Source organism: Streptomyces sp. NPDC032745 (assembly GCF_055579465.1).
The window spans coordinates 66,736-90,130 of record NZ_JBVING010000022.1 but is presented as its reverse complement, the minus strand read 5'-3'; the positions used below and the strand labels follow the sequence as shown (position 1 = coordinate 90,130).

General features: G+C 71.5%; 23 protein-coding genes. 5 read left to right on the top strand and 18 right to left on the bottom strand.

The genetic code is table 11. The annotated features are described in order from the left end of the window. Positions 1 to 216: 216 nt before the first annotated feature. From nusB to ACZ5WG_RS37815, 14 genes are all read right to left on the bottom strand, one after another. Positions 217 to 648 carry a transcription antitermination factor NusB gene (gene nusB / locus ACZ5WG_RS37880; protein ID WP_030294584.1) on the bottom strand — a complete coding sequence of 144 codons (432 nt, stop codon included), beginning with the start codon at positions 646 to 648 and terminating at the stop codon, positions 217 to 219. A 2-nt stretch (positions 649 to 650) separates the two neighbouring features. After that, complete coding sequence (efp, locus tag ACZ5WG_RS37875; protein ID WP_468729201.1) at positions 651 to 1,217, bottom strand: elongation factor P; 567 nt, start codon at positions 1,215 to 1,217, stop codon at positions 651 to 653. A gap of 59 nt (positions 1,218 to 1,276) precedes the next feature. Continuing rightward, entirely contained in the window at positions 1,277 to 2,386 is a 1,110-nt protein-coding gene (locus tag ACZ5WG_RS37870) for a M24 family metallopeptidase (protein ID WP_468729200.1), read from the bottom strand. Positions 2,387 to 2,462: 76 nt separating this feature from the next. Beyond that, positions 2,463 to 3,230, bottom strand: coding sequence for an AAA family ATPase (locus ACZ5WG_RS37865; RefSeq protein ID WP_468729199.1), 768 nt, complete (start codon positions 3,228 to 3,230; stop codon positions 2,463 to 2,465). 80 nt (positions 3,231 to 3,310) lie between these two features. Beyond that, positions 3,311 to 3,745, bottom strand: coding sequence for a type II 3-dehydroquinate dehydratase (gene aroQ / locus ACZ5WG_RS37860; protein ID WP_468315673.1), 435 nt, complete (start codon positions 3,743 to 3,745; stop codon positions 3,311 to 3,313). Continuing rightward, complete coding sequence (gene aroB, locus ACZ5WG_RS37855) at positions 3,742 to 4,833, bottom strand: 3-dehydroquinate synthase (protein ID WP_468729198.1); 1,092 nt, start codon at positions 4,831 to 4,833, stop codon at positions 3,742 to 3,744. Before aroB ends, aroQ begins: the two co-directional genes overlap by 4 nt. Then, complete coding sequence (locus ACZ5WG_RS37850; protein ID WP_468729197.1) at positions 4,830 to 5,348, bottom strand: shikimate kinase; 519 nt, start codon at positions 5,346 to 5,348, stop codon at positions 4,830 to 4,832. Before ACZ5WG_RS37850 ends, aroB begins: the two co-directional genes overlap by 4 nt. Then, positions 5,345 to 6,529: a chorismate synthase gene (aroC, locus tag ACZ5WG_RS37845; RefSeq protein ID WP_383512062.1), complete on the bottom strand. Its 1,185-nt coding sequence runs from the start codon at positions 6,527 to 6,529 to the stop codon at positions 5,345 to 5,347. Before aroC ends, ACZ5WG_RS37850 begins: the two co-directional genes overlap by 4 nt. A 208-nt stretch (positions 6,530 to 6,737) precedes the next feature. After that, positions 6,738 to 7,559, bottom strand: a complete 822-nt coding sequence (locus tag ACZ5WG_RS37840) for a shikimate dehydrogenase (RefSeq protein WP_468729196.1) — start codon at positions 7,557 to 7,559, stop codon at positions 6,738 to 6,740. After that, on the bottom strand, positions 7,556 to 9,328 hold the full coding sequence (gene mltG, locus ACZ5WG_RS37835) for an endolytic transglycosylase MltG (RefSeq protein ID WP_468729195.1): 1,773 nt from the start codon (positions 9,326 to 9,328) through the stop codon (positions 7,556 to 7,558). Before mltG ends, ACZ5WG_RS37840 begins: the two co-directional genes overlap by 4 nt. A 127-nt stretch (positions 9,329 to 9,455) precedes the next feature. Further along, positions 9,456 to 9,926 (bottom strand): Holliday junction resolvase RuvX, encoded by a 471-nt coding sequence (gene ruvX, locus ACZ5WG_RS37830; protein ID WP_046780370.1) that lies wholly within the window; start codon positions 9,924 to 9,926, stop codon positions 9,456 to 9,458. Positions 9,927 to 9,928: 2 nt separating this feature from the next. After that, complete coding sequence (gene alaS / locus ACZ5WG_RS37825) at positions 9,929 to 12,598, bottom strand: alanine--tRNA ligase (RefSeq protein WP_468729194.1); 2,670 nt, start codon at positions 12,596 to 12,598, stop codon at positions 9,929 to 9,931. After that, positions 12,598 to 12,948, bottom strand: coding sequence for a DUF6167 family protein (locus ACZ5WG_RS37820; protein ID WP_468729193.1), 351 nt, complete (start codon positions 12,946 to 12,948; stop codon positions 12,598 to 12,600). Before ACZ5WG_RS37820 ends, alaS begins: the two co-directional genes overlap by 1 nt. A gap of 8 nt (positions 12,949 to 12,956) precedes the next feature. Continuing rightward, the gene (locus ACZ5WG_RS37815) at positions 12,957 to 13,388 is read right to left on the bottom strand and encodes a DUF948 domain-containing protein (protein WP_399245426.1); all 432 of its coding nucleotides are present in this window, start codon (positions 13,386 to 13,388) and stop codon (positions 12,957 to 12,959) included. 147 nt (positions 13,389 to 13,535) lie between these two features. Here ACZ5WG_RS37815 and ACZ5WG_RS37810 point away from each other — a divergent pair, with 147 nt between their 5' ends. After that, positions 13,536 to 15,755 (top strand): ATP-binding protein, encoded by a 2,220-nt coding sequence (locus ACZ5WG_RS37810; RefSeq protein ID WP_468729192.1) that lies wholly within the window; start codon positions 13,536 to 13,538, stop codon positions 15,753 to 15,755. Positions 15,756 to 15,782: 27 nt separating this feature from the next. On the opposite strand, the gene rpsD is transcribed toward ACZ5WG_RS37810, so the two are convergent. Further along, complete coding sequence (gene rpsD / locus ACZ5WG_RS37805) at positions 15,783 to 16,394, bottom strand: 30S ribosomal protein S4 (protein WP_030294564.1); 612 nt, start codon at positions 16,392 to 16,394, stop codon at positions 15,783 to 15,785. A gap of 295 nt (positions 16,395 to 16,689) precedes the next feature. Between rpsD and ACZ5WG_RS37800 the strand changes: the two genes are divergently transcribed. Beyond that, positions 16,690 to 17,340, top strand: coding sequence for a DUF2470 domain-containing protein (locus ACZ5WG_RS37800; protein WP_468729191.1), 651 nt, complete (start codon positions 16,690 to 16,692; stop codon positions 17,338 to 17,340). A 171-nt stretch (positions 17,341 to 17,511) separates the two neighbouring features. Here ACZ5WG_RS37800 and ACZ5WG_RS37795 read toward each other — a convergent pair whose 3' ends face one another. From ACZ5WG_RS37795 to ACZ5WG_RS37785, 3 genes are all read right to left on the bottom strand, one after another. Then, the gene (locus tag ACZ5WG_RS37795; RefSeq protein WP_468729190.1) at positions 17,512 to 18,231 is read right to left on the bottom strand and encodes an HNH endonuclease family protein; all 720 of its coding nucleotides are present in this window, start codon (positions 18,229 to 18,231) and stop codon (positions 17,512 to 17,514) included. Between the two features lie 32 nt (positions 18,232 to 18,263). Continuing rightward, positions 18,264 to 19,616, bottom strand: coding sequence for a replication-associated recombination protein A (locus ACZ5WG_RS37790; RefSeq protein ID WP_468729189.1), 1,353 nt, complete (start codon positions 19,614 to 19,616; stop codon positions 18,264 to 18,266). A 76-nt stretch (positions 19,617 to 19,692) separates the two neighbouring features. Further along, positions 19,693 to 20,307, bottom strand: a complete 615-nt coding sequence (locus tag ACZ5WG_RS37785; protein ID WP_365954763.1) for a vitamin K epoxide reductase family protein — start codon at positions 20,305 to 20,307, stop codon at positions 19,693 to 19,695. Between the two features lie 136 nt (positions 20,308 to 20,443). On the opposite strand from ACZ5WG_RS37785, the gene ACZ5WG_RS37780 reads away from it, so the two are divergent. Genes ACZ5WG_RS37780 through ACZ5WG_RS37770 form a run of 3 tightly spaced genes read left to right on the top strand, consistent with a single transcriptional unit; the run spans position 20,444 to position 23,393 of the window. Next, on the top strand, positions 20,444 to 21,325 hold the full coding sequence (locus tag ACZ5WG_RS37780) for an ABC transporter ATP-binding protein (RefSeq protein ID WP_468729188.1): 882 nt from the start codon (positions 20,444 to 20,446) through the stop codon (positions 21,323 to 21,325). Continuing rightward, positions 21,322 to 22,179 carry an ABC transporter permease gene (locus ACZ5WG_RS37775; protein ID WP_468729187.1) on the top strand — a complete coding sequence of 286 codons (858 nt, stop codon included), beginning with the start codon at positions 21,322 to 21,324 and terminating at the stop codon, positions 22,177 to 22,179. Before ACZ5WG_RS37780 ends, ACZ5WG_RS37775 begins: the two co-directional genes overlap by 4 nt. Continuing rightward, entirely contained in the window at positions 22,137 to 23,393 is a 1,257-nt protein-coding gene (locus ACZ5WG_RS37770; RefSeq protein ID WP_468729186.1) for a sensor histidine kinase, read from the top strand. Before ACZ5WG_RS37775 ends, ACZ5WG_RS37770 begins: the two co-directional genes overlap by 43 nt. Positions 23,394 to 23,395: the final 2 nt, after the last annotated feature.

The window sequence follows — 23,395 nt, the reverse complement described above, 5'->3', positions numbered from 1 at the left end:
AGAAACTCTCCCCCCCCCAGACCCAAAAGAAACACACTCTTGATGGTGGGGCCCCCCCCCCCCCCCCTCCCCCCCCCCCCACGCCGGTTTCGCGTCTCCGGGCTCAGCCGCGGGAGCGAAGCCGCCGCAGGAGCACGAACAGAAGCGGAAAGCAGGAACGGAGGGCCCGCGGCGCGTGTGCGCCGCGGGCCCTCCGTTCTCGCCGAACCGCTGGGGCTACTCGCCCCGGCGCAGGCTCGGCTTCAGGTCCTTGAAGCGGGCCAGCAGCCCGTTCACGAACGAGGGGGACTCGTCCGTCGAGAATTCCTTGGCCAGCTGGACGGCCTCGTCGATGGCCACGGCGTCCGGGGTGTCGTCCACCCAGATCAGCTCGTAGGCACCGAGCCGCAGGATGTTCCGGTCCACGACCGGCATGCGGTCGAGTTCCCAGTCCACGGCGTAGGTGACGATCAGGTCGTCGATGCGGTTCACCTTGTCGGCGTAACCCTCGACGAGATCCATCGTGAAGGCGCTGACGGGCGGCTGCCGGTCGTCCGACCGCGCGTGGCGGATCCAGTCCGCGAGGACCTCGCGCACGGGCACCCCGCGCTGGTCGGCCTCGAACAGGATCTGGAAGGCGCGCTTGCGCGCGTTGCTGCGGGCAGCCACGGTTAGCTGCTCACCCGGCCGAGGTAGTCGCTGGTGCGGGTGTCGACCTTGACCTTCTCGCCCGTGGTGACGAAGAGCGGGACCTGGATCTCGTAGCCGGTCTCCAGGCGCGCCGGCTTGGTGCCACCGGTGGAGCGGTCGCCCTGGACGCCCGGGTCGGTGTGCTGGATGACGAGCTCGACGGCGGCCGGGAGCTCGACGTAGAGCACCTCGCCCTCGTGCTGGGCGACCGAGGCGGTGAAGCCCTCGATCAGGAAGTTGGCGGCGTCGCCGACGGCCTTGCGGTCGACCATCAGCTGGTCGTAGGTCTGCATGTCCATGAAGACGAAGTAGTCGCCGTCCATGTACGAGAACTGCATGTCGCGGCGGTCGATGGTGGCCGTCTCGACCTTCGTGCCGGCGTTGAACGTCTTGTCGACGACCTTGCCGGAGAGCACGTGCTTGAGCTTGGTGCGCACGAAGGCCGGGCCCTTGCCGGGCTTGACGTGCTGGAACTCGACGACGGACCAGAGCTGGCCGCCGTCGAGCTTGAGCACCATGCCGTTCTTGAGGTCGTTCGTGGAAGCCACGGTTGCGGAATCTCCTGCACTGGAAGACCACGGGTGCGCGCACAGCCCGCCGCGGCGGGCTAGAGCGCGAGCAGCTCCTTGGTCGTAATGGTGAGTAGCTCGGGACCGCCGTCCGCCTCGGGGCGTACGACGAGCGTGTCATCGATCCGGACACCTCCCCGGCCCGGGAGGTGAACCCCCGGTTCGACGGTGACCGGCACGCAAGCGTCCAGTTTACCCATTGCCGTAGGTGCAAGCTGCGGGTCCTCGTCGATTTCGAGGCCGACGCCGTGTCCGGTCCACGGAGCGAGCGATTCACCGTGGCCTGCGGAGTCCAGTACGGAGCGCGCGGCACGGTCGACCTCGCGGTACGCGGCACCGGGCACGAGGGCCTCGCGTCCTGCCCGCTGGGCCGCGAAAACGAGATCGTAGAGCTCGATCTGCCAGTCGGCCGGGCTGGTGCCGATCACGAACGTCCGGCCGATCTCGCAGCGGTAGCCGCGGTAGTTGGCCCCGAGGCAGACGGAGAGGAAGTCGCCCTCCTCGACCCGGCGGTCCGACGGCCGGTGCCGGGAACTGCCCGAGTTCGGCCCGGTGCCGACGGAGGTCGGGAAGGCCGGTCCGTCGGCCCCGTGGTCGACGAGGCGGCGCTCCAGCTCCAGGGCGAGGTGGCGTTCGGTACGGCCCACCAGGATCGACTCCAGCAGTTCGCCGAGCGCCTGGTCGGCGATCTCGGCGGCGATCCGCAGGCAGGCGATCTCCTCCTCGTCCTTGACGAGGCGCTGCTGCTCCACGGAGGTCCCGAGGTCGGCGAGCCGCAGTTTGGGCGCGACGGAGCGCAGGGCGCGGTGCCGGGCAACGGTGAGGTGGTGCTCCTCGACGGCCAGCGATTCGACGCGCAGGGAGCCGGCCATGTCTCCGGCCGCGACGGCCGCATCGCTGCCGGGGGCGGCCAGCACGGAGAGTCTGAGCCGGTCGTCGAGGCGGCCCTCGTCGGCTTCGCCGCTGGGCGGGCCGACGGTGAACAGCATGTCCTCGCCGCCCGGCCCGACGAGCAGGACGGCGCCCGGCGGGGACGCCCCGGCGAGGTAGCGGACGTTCGCCGGACGCGTGATCAGTGCGGCGGCGTTCCCCGCGGCGGCACAGCGGTCGCGAAGCAGGCCCCGGCGGGCCGCGTACACGTCTGACATGTCTTCGAGCGTACGAGCGCCCCGCGCATCCGGCCTGGTGAGCACGCCCGTACGAGGGCCCGGCCGCGCGGGGCGGTCAGAAGGCGGGTGCCGCGATGGCTCGGGCCAGGGCTTCGTCCAGGGCCCGAGCCGTGCCTTCCACGTCGAGGTCCGAGTTGTCGATGATCGGCAGGCCGGAGCCGTACCAGCCGGCCATCCGGCCGTGGATGCGGGCGACTTCCTCGTCCGAGAGGCGCCGGTTCCCCGAGCGGGCGGCATTGCGCTCCAGGACGATCTCCAGGCCGGGCAGGAGGACGACGGGCAGCAGGGCGGGGCCGACGTGGCGCTTCCAGCCGCCCAGGCCCACCACGGGCCGGTCCGGGAAGACGGCGTCGTCGAGGATGCACGAGATCCCGTTGGCCAGGAAGTTGCGGGCGGCGAAGCCGCAGGTGCGGCGGGCCAGCCGGTACTGGGCCTCGGAGTGGTCGTTCCAGCCGGCCTGCGGGTCCGCGAAGCCCGAGCACACCCATTCCCGGACGTCGTCCAGGCTCACGTGCGCGGTCGGCACCGGCCGGGTGCCGGCCCAGTGCCGGGCCACCGTGGTCTTCCCCGCGCCCGCCGGGCCGATCAGCAGCACGGCCAGCGTGGCGCCGCCGGTGCCGGCCGCCGCGGGCGGCAGCGGAATGTGCCCCGTCGTGGCCTCGGGGCCGGACGGCGGTGGCGGCGGCACGTGCGACGGCGGTGCCTGCGGCGGTGCAGGCACCGGCCACCCCTGCGCAGGGGGTATCGGCGGCTGGGGGGGCGCCGCCGGATGATGTCCCGGCTGCCCCCAGCCCGCGCCGCCGCCCCCCACTCCTTGCTGCATCCGCTGCCACTCCGTCTCGTTCCACCGACTGATGCGAGAACGTTATATGACCGCGGGGGCGGAGCCGCCCACCAGCACCGTCACACTTCGTCCGCCAGCGCGCGCAGCGCCAGCCGGTACGAGCCGATGCCGAAGCCCGCCACCGTCCCGGTCGCCACCGAGGCGATGACCGACGTGTGCCGGAACTCCTCGCGGGCGTACGGGTTGGAGATGTGCACCTCGATCAGCGGCGCGGTGCGCTGCGCCGCCGCGTCCCGCATCGCGTACGAGTAATGCGTGAAGGCGCCCGGGTTGATCACGACCGGGATCTTGCCGTCCGCCGCCTCGTGCAGCCAGCGCACTATGGCGCCCTCGTCGTTGGTCTCGCGGACCTCGACGTCGAAGCCGAGCTCCTCGCCCAGTGTGCGGCAGCTCTCGACGAGCCCGGCGTACGAGGTGGCCCCGTACACGTCGGGCTCGCGCGATCCGAGCCGGCCCAGGTTCGGGCCGTTCAGTACGAGCACCTTGCGGCTCACGCCGACACCTCGCCGTACGCCGCGATGAGGTGCGCCGGGTCGGGGCCCTCGAGGACGGTGGGCTTGGCCAGTCCGTCGAGGACGATGAAGCGCAGCAGGTTGCCGCGGGACTTCTTGTCGACCTGCATGGTCTGGAGCAGCTGGGGCCACTGGTCGCCGCGGTAGGTCAGCGGCAGGCCGACGGAGGCGAGGATCTCCCGGTGCCGGTCGGCCGTCGCGTCGTCGAGCCGGCCGGCGAGCCGGCCGAGTTCGGCGGCGAAGACCATGCCGACCGACACGGCGGCGCCGTGCCGCCACTTGTAGCGCTCGTTCTTCTCGATGGCGTGCGCGAGGGTGTGCCCGTAGTTGAGGATCTCCCGCAGGCCCGATTCCTTCAGGTCGCTCGAGACGACCTCCGCCTTGAACCGGATCGAGCGCACGATGAGCTCCGCGGTGTGCGGACCGTCGGGTGTGCGGGCCGCCGCCGGGTCCGCCTCGATCAGCTCGAGGATCACCGGGTCGGAGACGAAACCGGCCTTGATGATCTCGGCGAGGCCGCTGACGTAGTCGTGGACCGGCAGCGAGTCCAGCGCCGCCAGGTCGCACAGCACGCCGGCCGGCGGGTGGAAGGCGCCGACCAGGTTCTTGCCCTCGGCGGTGTTGATGCCGGTCTTGCCGCCGACGGCCGCGTCGACCATCGCGAGGACGGTGGTCGGCACGGCGATCCAGCGCACCCCGCGCAGCCAGGTGGCCGCGACGAAGCCCGCGAGGTCCGTGGTGGCTCCGCCGCCGACGCCGACGATCACGTCGGTGCGGGTGAACCCGGACTGGCCGAGCGCCTTCCAGCAGTACGCGGCGACCTCGGCCGTCTTGGCCTCCTCGGCGTTCGGCACCTGGATGGCGACCGCCTCGTAGCCCTGCCCGGCCAGGTCGTCGCGCAGTGCCTCACCGGTCGAGGCCAGCGCCTCGGGGTGGATCACGGCGACCCGCTGGGCCTTGGTTCCGATCAGTGCGCCGAGCTCGCCGAGCAGCTGCCGGCCGACCAGCACGTCGTACGCGTCGTGTCCGGCTACGGCGCCGACCTGGATGCGCGTCACCTGGTCTGTCATACGTCCTTCAACTCCAGAGCGTCGAGGACCGCTTGGGCGACCTCTTCGGGGGTGCGGTCGTCGGTGGCCACCACGACGCGCGCGACTTCGGTGTACAGGGGGCGCCGGGCCTCCATCTGCTCGCGCCACTGGCGGCGCGGGTTGACGGCGAGCAGCGGGCGCGCGGCGCCCAGGCCGACGCGCCGGACGGCTTCCTCGACGTCCATGGAGAGATAGGCGACCGGCAGGCCGGCCAGCAGCTCCCGGGTGCCCGCGTCGAGGACGGCGCCGCCGCCGAGGGCGAGGATTCCGGTGTGCTGGGCGAGGGCGGCGGCGACCGCCTGCCGCTCCAGCTCACGGAAGTACGGTTCGCCCTCGTCGATGAAGATGTCCGAGATCTCGCGGCCCTGGGCCGCGACGATGTCGGCGTCGGTGTCCCGGTAGGGGACGCCGAGCCGTTCGGCGAGCAGCGCCCCCACCGTGGACTTGCCGGACCCCATGGGGCCGACGAGGACGACCAGTGGTCCGCCCGTCACCGGATCTGCAGGTTGTCGAGGTACGAGCGGACGTTGCGCCGGGTCTCGGGCACCGAGTCGCCGCCGAACTTCTCGACGACCGCGTCCGCGAGGACGAGGGCGACCATCGCCTCCGCGACGATGCCGGCGGCGGGGACGGCGCAGACGTCGGAGCGCTGGTGGTGCGCGGCCGCGGCCTCGCCGGTGGCGACGTCGACCGTGGCGAGCGCCTTCGGGACGGTCGCGATCGGCTTCATGGCGGCCCGTACGCGCAGCAGTTCACCGGTGGTCAGACCGCCCTCGGTGCCGCCGGAGCGGCCGGAGGTGCGCTTGATGCCCTCGGGGGTGGACACGATCTCGTCGTGCGCCTGCGAGCCCGGTACACGGGCCAGGTCGAAGCCGTCGCCGACCTCGACGCCCTTGATGGCCTGGATGCCCATCAGCGCGGCCGCGAGGCGGGCGTCCAGCCGGCGGTCCCAGTGCACGTGCGAGCCGAGGCCGACCGGGACCCCGTACGCGAGGACCTCGACGACGCCGCCGAGCGTGTCGCCGTCCTTGTGGGCCTGGTCGATCTCCGCGACCATCGCCTTCGACGCGTCCGCGTCGAGGCAGCGCACCGGGTCCGCGTCCAGCTTCTCCACGTCCGCGGGGGTCGGGTACACGCCGTACGGGGCCTTGGCCGCGGCCAGCTCGATGACGTGCGAGACGATCTCGATGCCCGCGGTCTCCTTGATGAAGGACCGGGCGATGGCGCCGAGGGCGACGCGGGCGGCGGTCTCACGGGCGCTCGCGCGCTCCAGGATCGGCCGGGCCTCGTCGAAGCCGTACTTCTGCATGCCCGCCAGGTCGGCGTGGCCCGGGCGCGGACGGGTCAGGGGGGCGTTGCGGCCCGTCTCCTTCAGCTCCGACGGGTCCACGGGATCGGCCGACATGACCTTCTCCCACTTAGGCCACTCGGTGTTGCCCACCATGACGGCGATCGGCGAACCCAGGGACAGACCGTGGCGGACGCCGCCGAGGAAGGTCACCTCGTCCTGCTCGAACTTCATCCGCGCACCGCGCCCGTACCCGAGCCGGCGCCGCGCCAGATGGTCGGCCACCAGCTCGGTGGTGACCGGAACGCCGGCGGGAAGCCCCTCCAGCGTCGCCACCAGCGCCGGACCGTGCGACTCCCCGGCGGTCAGCCAACGCAACCTGCTCAACGATGCTCCTCATGCTCGCGCCTGGTACTGCGGCGGCGCGGCCGGGTGCGCGGCCCGGACCCGCCATACCCGATCCTCCCACGTCCGGGCCGGTGCACCGCCCTCCGGTCCAGCTGGCGGACGCCGGTGCACCCTCCCCACCCTGGCGGGTCCGGTTTCACGCGAGCAAGATCAGTGTGCGCAGTGCATCAGGTGTGCCGCCCGGGCCTCAGTGGCGGGCGCGCAGGGCGGCCTCGCCGGCGGCCCGTATGGCGGCCAGCGGCGCGGTGTGGCGGCCGGTCATCTGCTCGACCTGGAGCACCGCCTGGTGGACGAGGAGGTCCAGGCCGCCGAGGAGGCGGCCGCCGCGCTGCGACCAGGCCGCCGCGAGGGCGGTAGGCCACGGGTCGTACAGGACGTCGAACAGGGTGCCCGGGCCGGCCGGTACGGCGGCTGCCAGCCAGTCCGTGGCGCTGGCCGGCGTGGTCGCGATGACCAGCGGCGCGCCGAGCCCGTCGGCCGCGTCCGTCCAGTCGGCCGTGCGGACGGCCACGCCGAGGCGCTCGCCCCACTCCTGCATCTCGTCGGCGCGGGCCCGGGAGCGCACGTACACCGTGACCTCGCCGGAGCAGATCCGGGCGAGGGCGGCCAGTGCCGAGGAGGCGGTGGCGCCGGCGCCGAGGATGGTGGCGTTCTCCACCTTGTCGACGCCGCGCTCGTGGAGCGCGGCGACGATGCCGGGGATGTCGGTGTTGTCGCCGAGGCGCCGCCCGTCCTTCGTCAGGACGACCGTGTTGACCGCCTCGACGGAGGCGGCGGTGTCGCTGATGCCGTCGAGCAGCGGGATGACGGCCCTCTTGAGCGGCATCGTCAGCGACAGCCCGGCCCACTCGGGGCCGAGGCCGGCGACGAACTGCGGGAGCGCGGCCTCGTCTATCTCGAAGCGGTCGTAGGACCAGTCGCCGAGGCCGAGTTCCTGGTACGCGGCGCGGTGCAGCACCGGTGAGAGGGAGTGCTCGATCGGTGAACCGAGCACGGCTGCGCGTATCACTGCCCTGCCTTCTTCCGTTCCTCTTCGTACCGCTGGCGGTTCTGGTTGTGCTCGGCGTTCGTCACGGCGAAGAGGGTCTCGTTCTCGTTCACCGACACGAAGTAGTACCACGGTCCGGCGGCCGGGTTGATCGCCGACTTGAGCGCGTCCGGGCCCGGGTTGCCGATCGGGCCGGCGGGCAGGCCCTTGATCTTGTAGGTGTTGTACGGGTCGTCGAGCTTGCGCAGGTCGTTGACGGCGCCGACGTCCAGGGTGCTCTGGCCCTTGATGTAGTTGACCGTGGAGTCGAAGTCGAGCAGACCGTACGTCTCGGTGTTGCCCGGCTTCAGACGGTTGTAGACCACCCGGGAGATCTTGTCGAAGTCGTGCTGGTACTTGCCCTCGGCCTGGACGAGGCTCGCGACGGTGACGAGCTGCAGCGGGTTCGCGAGGCCCAGCTTGGACGCCTGCCCCTGGAGGTCCGCGTTCGCGTAGGCCTCGTTGGACTTGGCCACCATCTGCTTGAGCAGCGACTGGGGGCTCGCGTCCTTGCTGAGGTCGTAGCGGGCCGGGTAGAGGAAGCCCTCCAGCGGGTCCTTGATGTCCTTGCTGTTGTTGGCCCACCCGGGCAGACCGAGGTTCTTCGCCTCCTTGGCGGCGATGTCCTTGGTCGTGCCCTCCTTGAGCTTGAGCTTGTCGTCGATGGCCTTGTAGACCTGGATGTTCTTCCATCCCGGGATGACGTCCAGGGCGTTGACCCCGGCGCCGTTCACCATGAGGTCCACGGCAGCCTTGCCCGACATGTGCTCCTTCATCACGTAGGAGCCTGCCTGGATCGCACCGCCCTTGGGGTTGGCCTTGGCGGCGGCGACGAAGGCGTCCGCGCTCTTCACGACGCCGTGCGCCTTGAGGATGCGGCCCATCTCACCGACGCCGGTGCCCTTGGGGATGTCGATGGCGACGGAGCCCTCGCCCTCGCCGGCGTAGTCCTCGCCGGTGCTGAACTTGGACTTGATGTAGTCGTAGCCGTAGTAGCCGCCACCGCCGATGACGGCCACGATGACGACGGCGGCGATCAGGCAGGCCGCGCCGTTGCGGCGCTTGGGCTTGCCCTTCGGGCGGCCGCGGCGTCCACCGGCGTTCGACTCGTCGGAATCGTCGTCGCCTCCGCCACCGGGCAGGATCGAGGCCTCCTCGGCCTCTTCGTCGGCGTACTCCGCCTCCGGCTCCTGCTCGGGCTCCGTGGCCAGGTGGCGCCGGCCCGGGGGCTGCGGCGGCGGGTAGGCCTCGGGGGTGCCGTAGAGGTCCGGGGCCTCGCCCGGGTAGCCGCCGACGGGCTGCTGGGCGTACGGGTCCGCGCCGAGGTACGGGTCGGCCTGCGGGACACCGGTGTACTGGCCCTGGCCGGTGTCCCAGCCCTGGCCGTCGTACACCGGCTGCTGCTGCGGCTGCGGGTGCAGCAGCTGTTGCTGCTGCTGGTGAGCCTGGTGGGGCTGCTGCGGGGCATAGCCCTGCTGCTGCTCCGGGTACTGCCCCTGCTGCCCGTACTGCTGCTGGTACTGGGGGTCCTGGTGGTACTGGTTCTGCTGGTACTGCGGGTTCTGCTGGTACTGCTGCGGGTCCTGCTGGTACTGCTGCTGGTACTGCGGCTCCTGCGGATGCTGCTGCGGGCCACCGGCATAGGGCATCTGAGCCTGCTGGGCCTCGTGCCCGGTCCACCCCTGGTCCCCGTACAGGGGGTCCTCCGGGTGCCACGGTTCGGGGCCACGGCCCCGGCCATACTCAGTCATCGATCCCCTAGAGCCGCGAGACGGAGGCAACGGCTACATCCGCCGCGGCACCCGGTTCCGCCTCTGAAGTGGTGGGCGACGACTGTTCGAATGCCGCCGCATCGCGCGGAACGTTACCGTATCGCGATCAGACAACCACTTCGACGCACTCACCGGGCGGATTACCTGATACCCGTTCGGTCTCAAGAGCGTTCTGAAGGATCACCACTGCGGCCGCCTGGTCGATCACCGAACGGCCCTTCTTCGCGTTCCTCCCCGAGGCCCGCAGCCCCTGGGCGGCGGTGACCGTGGTCATCCGCTCGTCCACGAGACGGACCGTCACCGGCTTGATTCCCTTGGCGAGTTCCGTGGCGAAGGCGCGCACCTTGGCCGCGGCCGGCCCCTCCCGCCCGCTGAGCGAGCGGGGCAGGCCGACCACGACCTCCAGGGGTTCGTACTCCTCGACGAGCTGCCGCAGCCGCCGGTGGGCGAAGGGGATGTCCCGGCCCGGAACGGTTTCCACCGGTGTGGCCAACACCCCATCGGGGTCGCACGAGGCGACCCCGATACGGGCGTCCCCGACATCGATGGCGAGACGGCGGCCGCGGCGCAGAGTCATGGTCAGACCGTCTCGACGACGAGGCGCTCGACCGCGGCGATGGCGTCGGGGATGGCGGCCGGGTTCTGGCCGCCGCCCTGGGCGACGTCGGGCTTGCCGCCACCGCCGCCGCCGAGGGTCTTGGCGGCGGTGCGGACCAGGTCACCGGCCTTGAGACCGCGCTCGCGGGCGGCCTCGTTGGTGGCGATCACGGTCAGCGGGCGGTCATTGGCCGTGGTGAACAGGGCCACGACGGCCGGGCGGTCGCCCTGGATGCGGCCACGGACGTCGAGGACCAGCTTGCGCAGGTCGTCGGCGCCGGTGCCGTCCGGGACGGTGCCGACGACGAGGGCGACGCCGCGGATGTCCTGGGCGTTCTCGGCGAGACCGGCGGCGGCCTGGAGGACCTTCTCCGCGCGGAACTTCTCGATCTCCTTCTCGGCGTCCTTCAGCTTGCCGAGCATGGAGGCGATCTTCTCCGGCAGCTCCTCGGGGCGGCCCTTGACCAGCTCCTGGAGCTGGGCGACGACCGTGTGCTCCTTGGCGAGGAAGTTGTACGCGTCCACGCCGACGAGGGCCTCGACGCGGCGCACGCCGGAGCCGATGGAGGACTCGCCGAGCAGCTTCACCAGACCCAGCTGGGCGGTGTTGCCGACGTGCGTGCCGCCGCACAGCTCCTTGGAGAAGTCGCCGATGGTCACGACGCGCACGCGCTCGCCGTACTTCTCGCCGAACTCGGCGATGGCGCCCTGCTTCTTCGCCTCGTCGATGCTCATGATCTCGGCGGTGACGTCGAGCTCACGGGAGAGCACGTCGTTGATCTTCTGCTCGACGTCGGTGAGGACCGTGCCGGGGACGGCGTTCGGCGAGCCGAAGTCGAAGCGGAAGCGGCCGGGCGAGTTCTCGGAGCCGGCCTGGGCGGCCGTCGGGCCCAGCGCGTCGCGCAGCGCCTGGTGGGTCAGGTGCGTGGCCGAGTGGGCGCGGGCGATGGCCCGGCGGCGGTTCACGTCGATGGCGGCGTACGCGGAGGCGCCCACCGTCACCTCGCCCACCTGGACGGAGCCCTTGTGCACGGAGACGCCCGGGACCGGCTGCTGCACGTCGCGGACGACGATGACGGCGCCCGAGTCGAGCTTGATGCGGCCCTGGTCGGCGAGCTGGCCGCCGCCCTCGGCGTAGAACGGGGTGCGGTCGAGGACGACCTCGACCTCGTCGCCCTCGGAGGCGGCGGGCGCGGAGACGCCGTTGACCAGGAGGCCGACGATGGTGGACTCGCCCTGGTTGGTGGCGTAGCCGGTGAACTCGGTGCCGCCGGCGTTGTCGGCGATCTCCCGGTAGGCGGACATGTCCGCGTGGCCGGTCTTCTTGGCCTTGGCGTCGGCCTTGGCGCGGTCGCGCTGCTCCTGCATCAGGCGGCGGAAGCCGGGCTCGTCCACGGAGAGGCCCTGCTCGGCGGCCATCTCCAGGGTGAGGTCGATCGGGAAGCCCCAGGTGTCGTGGAGCAGGAACGCCTTGTCGCCGGAGAGGACCGTGCCGCCGGCGGCCTTGGTCTCGGTCACGGCGGTGTCGAGGATGTTCGTGCCGCCCTTGACGGCCTTGAGGAAGGCGGCCTCTTCGGCGAGCGCGACGGTCTCGATGCGCTTGCGGTCGGTGACCAGCTCCGGGTACTGCTGCCCCATCGTGTTGATCACGACGTCGACGAGGTCCTGGACGACCGGGCCGGTGGCACCCATGAGGCGCATGTTGCGGATGGCGCGGCGCATGATGCGGCGCAGCACGTAGCCGCGGCCCTCGTTGCCCGGGGTGACACCGTCACCGATGAGCATCACGGAGGTGCGGATGTGGTCGGCGACCACGCGCATCGAGACGTCGGTGTTCTGGGCGGCGCCGTACTGCACGCCGGTCAGCTCGGTGGCCTTGTCCATGACCACGCGCAGGGTGTCGGTCTCGTACATGTTCTGCACGCCCTGCAGGATCATCGCGAGGCGCTCGAGGCCGAGGCCGGTGTCGATGTTCTTCGAGGGCAGGTCGCCGAGGATCGGGAAGTCTTCCTTCCCGTCGCCGGCGCCGCGCTCGTACTGCATGAAGACCAGGTTCCAGATCTCCACGTACCGCTCGTCGTTGACGGCCGGGCCGCCCTCGACACCGAACTCGGGGCCGCGGTCGTAGTTGATCTCCGAGCACGGGCCGCACGGACCCGGGACGCCCATGGACCAGAAGTTGTCCTTCTTGCCCAGGCGCTGGATGCGCTCGGCGGGGACGCCGACGACGTCACGCCAGATCGTCTCGGCCTCGTCGTCGTCGAGGTAGACGGTGATCCAGAGCTTCTCCGGCTCCAGGCCGTAGCCGCCGTCCGCCACAGAGCTGGTCAGCAGCTCCCAGGCGTACTTGATGGCGCCTTCCTTGAAGTAGTCGCCGAAGGAGAAGTTGCCGCACATCTGGAAGAACGTGCCGTGGCGGGTGGTCTTGCCGACCTCTTCGATGTCCGGCGTACGGACGCACTTCTGCACGCTGGTGGCCCGCGGGGCCGGGGGCTTGGTCTCGCCGAGGAAGTACGGCTTGAACGGGACCATGCCCGCGTTGACCAGCAGCAGAGTCGGGTCGTCCGCGATGAGCGACGCCGAAGGGACAACGGCGTGACCGCGCTCCTCGAAGAAGCTCAGCCAGCGGCGGCGGATTTCAGCCGACTCCATCAGTGGTCCTCATTCCGGTTGTGCGAACCCGCCGAGCGGATCTCGCGGGTGGTCTTGTCGTTCTGGATGGCCCGCAGCCGCCGCGGCCCCGGGAGGGCGGTGACGTTGCCGGGCCGGTCGGGATCCTGGTGCAATCCCAGTGCGTCGTTCAGCTCGTCCTCGCGCTGCGACATTCCCGCCTTCACGTCGAGGGCGAAGTCCTTGAGGCGGTGGCCCGCCTCCACGGCCTTGTCGGCGGCCTGGGCGGCGAGGCTCTCCGGTGTCAGCTTCTTGAGCTGGCGGTTGACCTTGGTGGTGGCCCACACGCCGGCGGCTGCGCCGGCGGTGAACCAGAAGGCTCGGCGGAACATCGGAGGTTTCAGCCCTTCTGCTTCCGGCGCCGGGGCGTCGGCACCGTACGGCCAACGATCACGCTACGCCGGGGCGCCTTCTGTGGCGCGTCTTCCGTGGATTTGCCCAGTGCCTTGCGGACCCCGTAGCCGAAGGCGGCCACCTTGACCAGCGGCCCGCCGAAGGTGGAGGCCACGGTGGAGGACAGTGCGGAGGCGTTCGAGGTGACTTCCTGGACGTCGCTCGCGATGGCGTCGACCCGGTCGAGCTGGGTGCGCGCGGAGCGGACCGTGGTGGAGGCGTCCGCCAGCAGCGGGACGGCCTGGTCGGTCACGTCGGCCACCAGCTTGGTCGTCGCCTTGAGCACCTGGGCCAGCCTCACCAGCACCACGGCGAGGAACGAGACCAGAATGGCCCAGAAGACGGCCACGAGGATCCCGGCCACCTCTCCACCGGACACGTTGCACCGCTCTCTGCCTGTTGATCACTACGTAGAAAAGTCGTTCTCCGACCCTATCGCGCCGGAGATCCACCGCCGTACCGGAATTCGCGGTCCGGCGGACCCGCCTTGTACGCAGCGCATGCGGACCAGTACCCTCCGTGTCCCATGCGACAGAGGCCCGTGCGACGGAGGACCTGCGGCAATCTTCCCTCGGAGCTGAGCCGCTTCGTCGGGCGGGGTGCGGAACTCGCCGAGGTGGGGAGGCTGCTGGAGGCCTCCCGGCTCGTCACCGTGACCGGCGTCGGCGGGGTGGGCAAGTCCCGCCTTGCGCTGGCGGCGGCCAGGGAGGCGGTCGGGGCGGCCGGTGCTGCGCAGGAACGCTACTGCGACGGCGTATGGCTGGCCGAGCTGTCCTGCGTACGCGATCCGGCGCTGCTCGGACTCACGCTGGCGGAGTCGCTCGGGCTCACCGACCACACCACGCGGCCGCCCCGGACGGTCCTGGCCGAGCACCTGGCCGAGCGGCGGCTGCTGCTGGTCCTGGACGGGTTCGAGCAGCTGGTCGAGGAGACCGCCGAGATGGTGCGGGAGCTGCTGCGCCGCTCCCCCGGCCTGCGGGTGCTGGCCGCCGGGCGGCGGCCGCTGGACCTCGAAGGGGAGCAGGCCTTCCCGCTCGCCCCGCCGGGCCCCGGGGAGGCGCTGGAACTGCTGGCCGAGCGGGCGGCGGCCGCCGATCCGGGCTTCGCGGTGACCGCGGCCAACCGGGCCGCGCTGGTGGAGCTGTGCACCCGGCTCGACGGGATCCCGCTGGCACTGGAGCTGGCGGCGGGGCGGCTGCGGGCGCTGTCGCCGGAGCAGGTGCTGACCCGGCTGGAGGACCGGTTCGCGCTGCTGACGGGCGGGGCGCGCGGCGCCCTGCCCCGGCACCGGGCGCTGCGTACGGCGATCGGCTGGAGCCACGAGCTGTGCACCGCGCAGGAGCGCCTGCTGTGGGCGCGGCTGTCGGTGTTCGCCGGGCACTTCGACCTCGATGCCGCCGAGTACGTGTGCGCGGGACCGGACCTGCCGGTGGGGTCCGTGCTGGACGTGCTCGGTGAGCTCCTCGCCCAGTCGCTGCTGGCCCGGGAGGAGACGGCGGCCGGGGTGCGCTACCGGATGCTGGAGACCGTACGGGTGTACGGGGCGGGGTGGCTGGAGTCGCTGGGCGACGCCCGGCGGCTGCGCCGGCGCCACCGGGACTGGTACCTGGGACTGGCGACGTGGTGCGAGCTGGACTGGTTCAGCCCGCGCCAGCAGGAGGTGGCCGCGCTGGTGGAGGCGGAGCTGGCGAACCTGCGGCTGGCGCTGGAGTGCTGCTTGGAGGATCCGGACGAGGCCCATCTGGGGCAGTACCTGGCGGGGACGCTGTGGTTCTACTGGGCCGGCTGCGGCCGGCTCACCGAGGGCCGGTACTGGCTGGACCGGACGCTGGAGCCCGGTCCGGCGGAGTCGGAGCACGCGGGGTCGCGGCTGAAGGCCCTGTGGGTGCTGGGCTACGTGGCGGCCCTGCAGGGCGATGCGGTGGCCTCGATGAGCGCCCTGTACGAGTGCCGGGACGGGGCCGCGCGCACCGGGAACCCGGTGGCGGAGGCGTACGCGGTGCACCGGCTGGGCTGCCTGGCGCTGGTCTCGGACGACATGGCGCGGGCCGGGGAGCTGCTGGGCTCGGCCCTGGAGCGGTACCGGGACGCCGGGGAGCTGAACAGCAACGTGCTGATGTGCCAGGTGGAGCTGGCGATGGCGCTGGCGTTCCAGGGGGATCCGGCGGGCGCGCTCTCGCTGTGCCGGGAGGTCCGGGACATCTGCGAGGAGCGCGGGGAGCGCTGGACGAAGGCCTACGCCCTGTACGTCCTCGCGTACGCGGCCCTGGACTCGGGGGCCACGGCCGAGGCCCGGCGGCTGCTGACCGAGTGCGTGACGATCAACCACGCCTTCCGCGACCTGGTCGGGCTGGTGCTGGCGCTGGAGCTGCTGGCTCTGGTCACGGCGGTCGAGGGCCGTCCGGCCGAGGCGGCGGTGCTCCAGGGCGCGGCGGAGCCGATGTGGGACGGGGTGGGTCTGCAGCTGTTCGGCTCGGGCTACTTCAACGCCCCGCGGCTGATGTGCCGGGAGCGGGCGGGCGAGCTGCTGGGGGCGGAGCGGTACGAGGCGTGTGCGCAGCACGGCCGGAGCCTGTCGCCGGAGGAGGCGGTCGAGCGGGCGCTGCGGGCGCCGGAGCCGGCGGCGGCGCCGCCGGAACCACTGCCGAGGCCCCGGGCCGGGGAGGCGTCGGGCACGGCGGGCACGGCGGGCGGTCCGAAAAACAGGAAGCCCGTCGGCTCCCCCAAGGGGGAACCGACGGGCTGACCAGCCTGTGAGGCTACGGCCGCTGGATCAGCGGGCGTAGTACTCGACGACGAGCTGCTCGTCGCAGATGACCGGGATTTCCTTGCGGTTCGGGTCGCGGTCCAGGCGGAAGGCCAGGGCCTTCAGGTTGACCTGCAGGTAGCGCGGGGTCTCGCCCTCGCCTGCGTAGCCACCCTCACGGGCAACCTGGAACGGAACCTTCTCGCGGCTGCGCTCGCGCACGGTGATGACGTCGTCCGGGCGGACACGGAACGACGGCTTGTCGACCTTGCCACCGTTGACCTCGATGTGGCCGTGAACGACCATCTGGCGGGCCTGGTAGATGGTGCGGGCGATGCCCGAACGCAGGACCAGGGCGTCGAGGCGACGCTCGAGCTCGACGACCAGCGCCTCGCCCGTCTTGCCTTCGGCCTTCTTGGCGCGGTCGTACGCGCGGGCCATCTGACGCTCAGAGATGTCGTACTGAGCGCGCAGACGCTGCTTCTCGAGCAGACGAACCTTGTAGTCCGAGTTCTGCTTGCGGCCACGGCCGTGCTCGCCCGGCGGGTAGGGACGAGCCTCGAAGTACTTGACGGCCTTCGGGGTCAGCGCAATGCCGAGGGCACGCGACTTCTTGACCTTGGGTCGCTTCTGGTTCACGGGGAACCTACCTCCATGTAAGTTAGGTGAGGCTTACCTTATCGAGGAGGACGTAATGTCTCGACCACATGGGATCCCCCTGCCCAGTGCGCACCGAAGTTCGGATTCCAACGAAACGGAATCCGCTTTCGACGACGATAAGCAAGGTCAGCCGCGTCCCAGGGAAGGCGTTCGGCAGCTCACCGGAGCCGAACGCGTACGAACCCTCGTAGAGTCCAACGCCTCAGTATCCCTCACGCTGCCGGGTGCTGTTGACCAGCTGCGATCTCTTGACCAGGCAGAGTTCGGGACAGGGATGCCGGCCGCTCGGACCGTCACCCCGGACGGGGACGTGATTCTCCTGGTGTCAGGGGAATCCACGGCTGCCAGGGCAGCCGCTTACGCCCAGGACGACGACCTCACCGCCGTGATCGAGATCACGGATGTGGCGCCGGTGTCCGTGCCCCATCGTATCCGAGGCCGTGCGTGGCTGGCCGGGTGGCTGACGCAGGTGCGCGGGGACGACCGCGCGGCCTGCGCGGCGCTGCTGGCGGACCGCCGGCCGGTGGGCGAACTCCTCGGGCTGCACGGCCGGCCGTCCTTCGTGATGCTGCGCCTGGAGGTCGGCGAGATCTCGGTGGACGACCTGTGGGGCGCGGAGCGCGTCGAACCGGAGGACCTGGCGACGGTGGAGCCGGACCCCATGGTGAACCACGAGACCGAGCTCCTCCAGCACCTGGCCGCCGCGCACCGCGACCGGATCGCGGACCTGTGCGCGCTGCTGGGCCCGCGGGAGAGCGCCGGCATGACCGCGGTGCCCCTGGCCCTGGACCGGCTGGGCCTGCGGGTCCGCTTCACGGGCGGCGGCTCCTCCTTCGACGCCCGCTTCGACTTCCCGGCACCGGTACGCGACGTCTGCGACCTGCGCCGGGCGATGCGCCACCTGTTCGCGGCGGCGGGCCACTAGGTCGTGTCGTCAAAGTCCCGTCTGGCTGGCGGGGCCTGGCACGCACGCTCGCCGCGTTGTCGTCGGTCACCGACGCTCCGCGTCGCTTCCCTCCTCCGCCTTGCGATCGCACGCACCAGACCCCGCCAGCCCCGCCCTTCCGGGCGGCCGACGCTACTTTGACGACACTCCCTAGCCTGCGGCCGGCGGGCAGGTGCCGAGCATGCCCTCCAGGGCGGTCTTCTCCGGCGGGGTCACCGACAGCCCGTACTTGGCCTTGATCCCGACGTAGCGGCGGGCGTACTCGCACCGGTACGCCGTGCGGGGCGGCTGCCACTTGTCGGCGGTCCTGCTGCCCTTGTCCTGGTTGGTCTGCTTGTCCACGGCGAGCAGGACGTCGAGGTCGTTCGCGTACGCGAGCCTGCGCTGCGGCGTCCAGGCGTACGCGCCGCCACGCCAGGCGGCGCCGAGCGCCACGATGTGGTCGGTCTGGATCTGCGAAGCCCGCCGGTAGGAGTACGGGAGGGTCTTGCCGGTGTACGGATCGTGCAGCACCCCGGAGACCACGACGCAGGGGTTGCGGTCGCTCTCGCGCAGGTCGCTCAAGTCGCGGCGCAGTACGTCGTCGCGGGTGTCGCAGCCGTTGCGCCCGCCGACGGCGTCGGTCTCGTCGGACCAGTACCTGCCGAAGTGCTCCCGCTTGTACGTCTGCCAGTTCTTGCCCCACTCGACGGTGAGCCCGGCCAGTTGCCGTCCGGCGGTGACGCCGTCCGGCGGGAACCCGGGGCCGGCGAGCGGCACCCGCCCCACCAGCCCGGCAGCGCTGGCCCTCGCCCGCCCGGCGTCCTGGTGATGGCACCCGCTGATCAACAGTGCCGCCGCAGTGGCGATGAGCACGGACCGACGTCCCATGCCCGGAGCCTAAGGGCTGTCCCGGCCGGGGTTCAGGCACCGCCGCGGAGGCGTTCGCGGACCTTTTCGACCACGTCCGCGTAGCGGGCCTCGGCGCCGTAGCGGGTCGGTTCGTAGTACCGCTTCCCGTGCACCGCGTCGGGGGCGTACTGCTGCGCAGCGATCGCGCCCGGCACGTCGTGCGGGTACACGTACCCCACCGCGTGGCCCAGCTTCGCCGCGCCCTTGTAGTGCCCGTCCCGCAGATGCGTCGGCACCGGGCCCGCCAGCCCCGCCCGGACATCCGCCAGTGCCGCGCCGATCGCGGTCGTCGCGGTGTTCGACTTCGGGGCCAGGGCCAGCGCGATCGTCGCGTGCGAGAGGGTCAGCGCCGCCTCCGGGAAGCCGATCATCGCCACCGCCTGCGCCGCGGCCACCGCGAGCGGCAGGGCCGTCGGGTCCGCCAGCCCGATGTCCTCGCTCGCCGAGATCATCAGGCGGCGCGCGATGAACCGCGGGTCCTCCCCCGCCTCGATCATCCGCGCCAGATAGTGCAGCGCGGCGTCCACGTCCGAGCCGCGGATCGACTTGATCAGCGCGCTCGCCACGTCGTAGTGCTGGTCCCCGTCCCGGTCGTACTTCACCGCCGCCCGGTCGACCGCCTCCTCCACCGTCTGGAGGCTGATCTCGGACTCCCCCTTGGCGATCGCCGAACCGGCACCCGCCTCCAGCGCCGTCAGCGCCCGCCGGGCGTCGCCGCCAGCGATCCGCAGCAGGTGCGCCTCCGCGTCCGCCGGCAGGGTCACCGCACCGCCCAGGCCCCGCTCCTCCGTCAGCGCGCGCCGCATCAGGGCACTCAGGTCCTCGTCCGTGAGCGGCTCCAGCGTGAGCAGCAGCGACCGCGACAGCAGCGGGGAGATGATCGAGAAGTACGGGTTCTCGGTGGTCGCGGCGATCAGCGTCACCCAGCGGTTCTCGACGGCCGGGAGCAGCGAGTCCTGCTGGGCCTTGCTGAAGCGGTGGATCTCGTCGAGGAAGAGGACCGTGTCCTTGCCGTACCCGCCGGCCGCCCGCTTGGCGCCCTCGATGACGGCGCGCACCTCTTTCACGCCCGCCGTGATCGCCGACAGCTCCACGAACCGCTTCTGCGTCGCCTGGCTCACCACGTACGCGAGGGTGGTCTTGCCGATGCCCGGCGGGCCCCACAGGATCACCGACGAGGCGCCGGCCGGACCGCCCGCCCCGTCCCCGACCAGCCGCCGCAGCGGTGATCCGGGCTTCAGCAGGTGCTGCTGGCCGACGACCTCGTCCAGGGTGCGGGGGCGCATCCGGACGGCGAGCGGGGAGCTCGCCGGATCCTTCTCCTGGCGTTCTTCGGCAGCGGCGGTGAACAGGTCTGGTTCCACACGGGAAGCCTATGCGAGCCCACCGACAGCGGGCCCCGGGCGCACGAGGCCGCCCGAGGCCGCCCTCAGGCGGTCCTCAGGAGGTCCAGAAGTCCCACCAGCGCGTCAGGATCAGCATGCCGATGATCCCGACGTGCAGGACGGGCAGCACCCAGGTGAACTCGTCGAGGAAGGACCGCAGCCAGCCCGGCGCGGGCAGCAGGCCCTCCCGCACGTTGTGCGCGGTGACGTACCAGAACATGAAGATCGTGGCGACCCACGCCAGGGAGCACCACAGGCACAGCGAGTTGATGTTGTACAGCGACTGGTACATCAGCCAGGCGCAGAAGACGACGCCGAACAGCATGCCCGCGTTGAGGGTCAGCCAGTACCAGGGGCGGAACCGGGCCCCGGCCAGCACGCTCATGCCGACGCAGACCACGATCCCGTACGCGACCAGCCCCAGCATCGGGTTCGGGAAGCCGAACGCGGACGCCTGCTCGCTCTTCATGATGTTGCCGCACGAGACGATCGGGTTCAGGCTGCAGCCCGGCGTGAAGTTCGGGTCCTCGAGCAGCTTGAACTTGTCGATCGTGATCACCCAGGCCGCGAGCAGCCCCGCGGCGCCCGTGATCACCAGCAGCAGGGCGAGTGCCCGGCTGGCGCCGACCGTCCGCGGCGCGGTGTCTGCGTCCGTACCTCGTGTCGTCATACCGCCCGCTCCACATCTGCAAGGTCAACAAGCACCGGCCATTGTGCCGTACTGGGCCGGTGTCCACCGTTCGGTGGACATAAGGACGTACGCACGGTGGGACCGGTGGAGCCGGTTCCGCCACACCATTTGAGACATGACACGGAATGCGGTGGAAGTACGGGGGCTTCGCAAGCACTACGGCGAGGTCACCGCAGTGGACGGACTCGATCTGACGATCCGGCAGGGCGAGGTCTTCGGCCTTCTCGGGCCCAACGGCGCAGGCAAGAGCACGACGGTGGAGATCCTGCAGGGCCACCGGGAGCGGGACGGCGGCGAGGTCGCCGTGCTCGGCGCGGACCCGGCCACCGCCGGGCGGGCCTGGCGCTCGCGCGTCGGGATCGTCTGGCAGGACGAGTCGGCACCCGCGGAACTGACGGTACGGGAGACGGTCGAGCACTTCGCCCGCTACTACCCGGCCCCGCGCGACCCGGCCGAAGTCATCGCCCTGGTCGGCCTGGAGCAGAAGCGGGACCAGCGGGTGAAGGGCCTCTCGGGCGGCCAGCGGCGCCGGCTCGACGTGGCGCTGGGCGTCATCGGCGATCCCGAGCTGCTGCTCCTCGACGAGCCGACCACCGGCTTCGACCCGGCGGCGCGGCGCCAGTTCTGGGACCTGATCCGGCTGCTCGCCGCCGAGGGCACCACCATCGTGCTCACCACGCACTACCTGGAGGAGGCCGAGGCCCTCGCCGACCGCCTCGCGGTCATCGCGAGCGGCAGGGTCGTCGCCGAGGGCGAACCGGCCGGACTGCGCTCCCGCTTCGGCACCGGCGCCACCGTCGAGTGGACCGAGGCCGACGGCGGCGCGCGCAGCATCGCCACCGAGACCCCCACCCGTACGGTCGCCGAGCTCATGGCCCGCTTCGACGGAGAGATCCCGGGACTGAAGATCGGCCGGCCCACCCTGGAGGACGTGTACCTGCGCCTCACGGGCCAGCTCGTACCCACGACCGCGCAGCAGCCGGAGGACGCACGATGAGCACGACCGCCACGACCACGACGACCGGCGGCAGCACGGCCGCGGCCGCGAAGGCACTGCCCGGTGCCTGGACCCTGGGCCTGAGCCGCGGGGCACTGGAGATCAAGCAGTTCGTCCGCCAGCGCGACGCGATGATCTTCACCTTCGCCTTCCCCATCGTCTTCCTCGCCCTCTTCGCCTCGATCTTCCGCGACAGCGTGGAGAACACCGGGGTCACCGCCTCCCAGCTGTACGCGGCCGGCATGGTCGCCGCGGGCATCATGTCCATCAGCTTCCAGTCGCTCGGGATCTCGATCGCGGTCGAACGGGACGAGAAGGTGCTGCGCCGTCTGCGCGGGACCCCGATGCCCCCGGCCGCGTACTTCCTGGGCAAGGTCTGGATGGTGCTGGCCACCGGGCTCGCCGAGACCGCGATCCTGCTCCTCGTCGGCTCCACCCTGTTCGGCCTCGACCTGCCGGCTTCCGCGGCCAAGTGGCTCACGTTCGGCTGGATCTTCGTCCTCGGCCTGACCGGGTGCGCCCTGCTGGGCATCGCCATCAGCAGCCTGCCCAAGTCCGGCAAGAGCGCGAGCTCGGTGGTCGTCCTGCCGTTCCTGATCCTGCAGTTCATCTCCGGCGTGTTCATCCCGGTCAACGCGATCCCGGACTGGCTGCTGAACATCGGCGCACTGTTCCCGCTCAAGTGGATGTGCCAGGGGCTGCGGGGGGTGTTCCTGCCGGAGTCCGCGGCCGTCCTGGAGCAGACGGGCAGCTGGGAGTACGGAAAGGTCGCCCTGGTCCTGGGGGCCTGGGTCGTCGGAGGATTGGTCCTGTGTCTGCTCACCTTCAAGTGGAAGAACCGCCGCGACGGCTGAACGGGTTCACCGGGACGGCCGGAGCGCGTGAATCCCACGTCTGGGACCGCGCGTTCGGGCCCTGGGACCTCTACTTCGGCTTCGTGTGGGTCGCGACCGTGGCCTTCGTCCTGGGCGCGGACTTCCCCTCGCTGTCGTACCGGGTCCCCGCCGCCGTCCTGCTCACGCTGCTGATCCCCTGGTACGCGTGGGCCGGCCGGCCCCTGCTCCTGAAGGATCCCTGGACCGAACCGGGGCGGTCCCTGCGCTACCTGGGCGTGGTGGTGGGCCTGTTCATGCCCGCCGCGTTCCTGGTGGGCGAGACCCGGCTGATCACCTTCGCGATCGCCCCGCACTGCTTCATGCTGCTGCCGCTGCGCCGGGCGATCGGCACGATGGCGGTGGTGGCGCTGCTGCCGGTGGCCGGGTGGGCGCTGCTGTGGCGGCCGGCCGGACACGTCGTCTTCATCAACGCGGCCAGCGCCTTCGTCACCTTCGCCTTCTCCTCCTTCTTCGGCGCTTGGATCATCCGGATCATCGAGCAGAGCCAGGAGCGGGCCTCGCTGATCGCCGAACTCGACGCCAGCCGGGAGGAGGTGGCCCGGCTCTCCGCCGCGCAGGGCGCCCATGCCGAAAGGGAACGCATGTCCCGCGAGATCCACGACACCCTCGCCCAGGGCTTCACGAGTCTGCTGATGCTGGTCCAAGCCGTGCAGTCGGAGCTGGACACGGATCCGGAGCAGGCCCACCGGCATCTGGAGCTGATGGCCGCCACCGCCCGGCAGAACCTGGCCGAGGCCCGGGCCCTGGTCTCGGGCGGCGCCCCCGCCGACCTGGACGCCGGCTCGCTGCCGGACGCGGTACGCCGCCTCGCGGCCCGGCAGGACCCGCCGGCGGCGGTGTCGGTGACCGGGGAGGTCCGGCCGCTGGCCGCGGTACTGGAGGTGGTGGCCCTGCGGTCCTGCCAGGAATCCCTGTCGAACGCGTCGAAGCACGCGGGGGCGGGTGCGCGCTGTTCGGTGTCCCTGGCCTACGGTGACGGCGAGTTGACCGTCACGGTCAGGGACACCGGGCGGGGCTTCGACCCGGCGGCCCCCGGCCCGGGCCACGGCCTGCGGGGGCTGCGCGCCCGCGCGGCGGAGGTCGGCGGCACGGCGTCGATCGCCGGGGTGCCGGGCACCGGCACGACGGTCACCGTCACCCTCCCGACGACCACTCTCCCGACGACGCTCTGAGG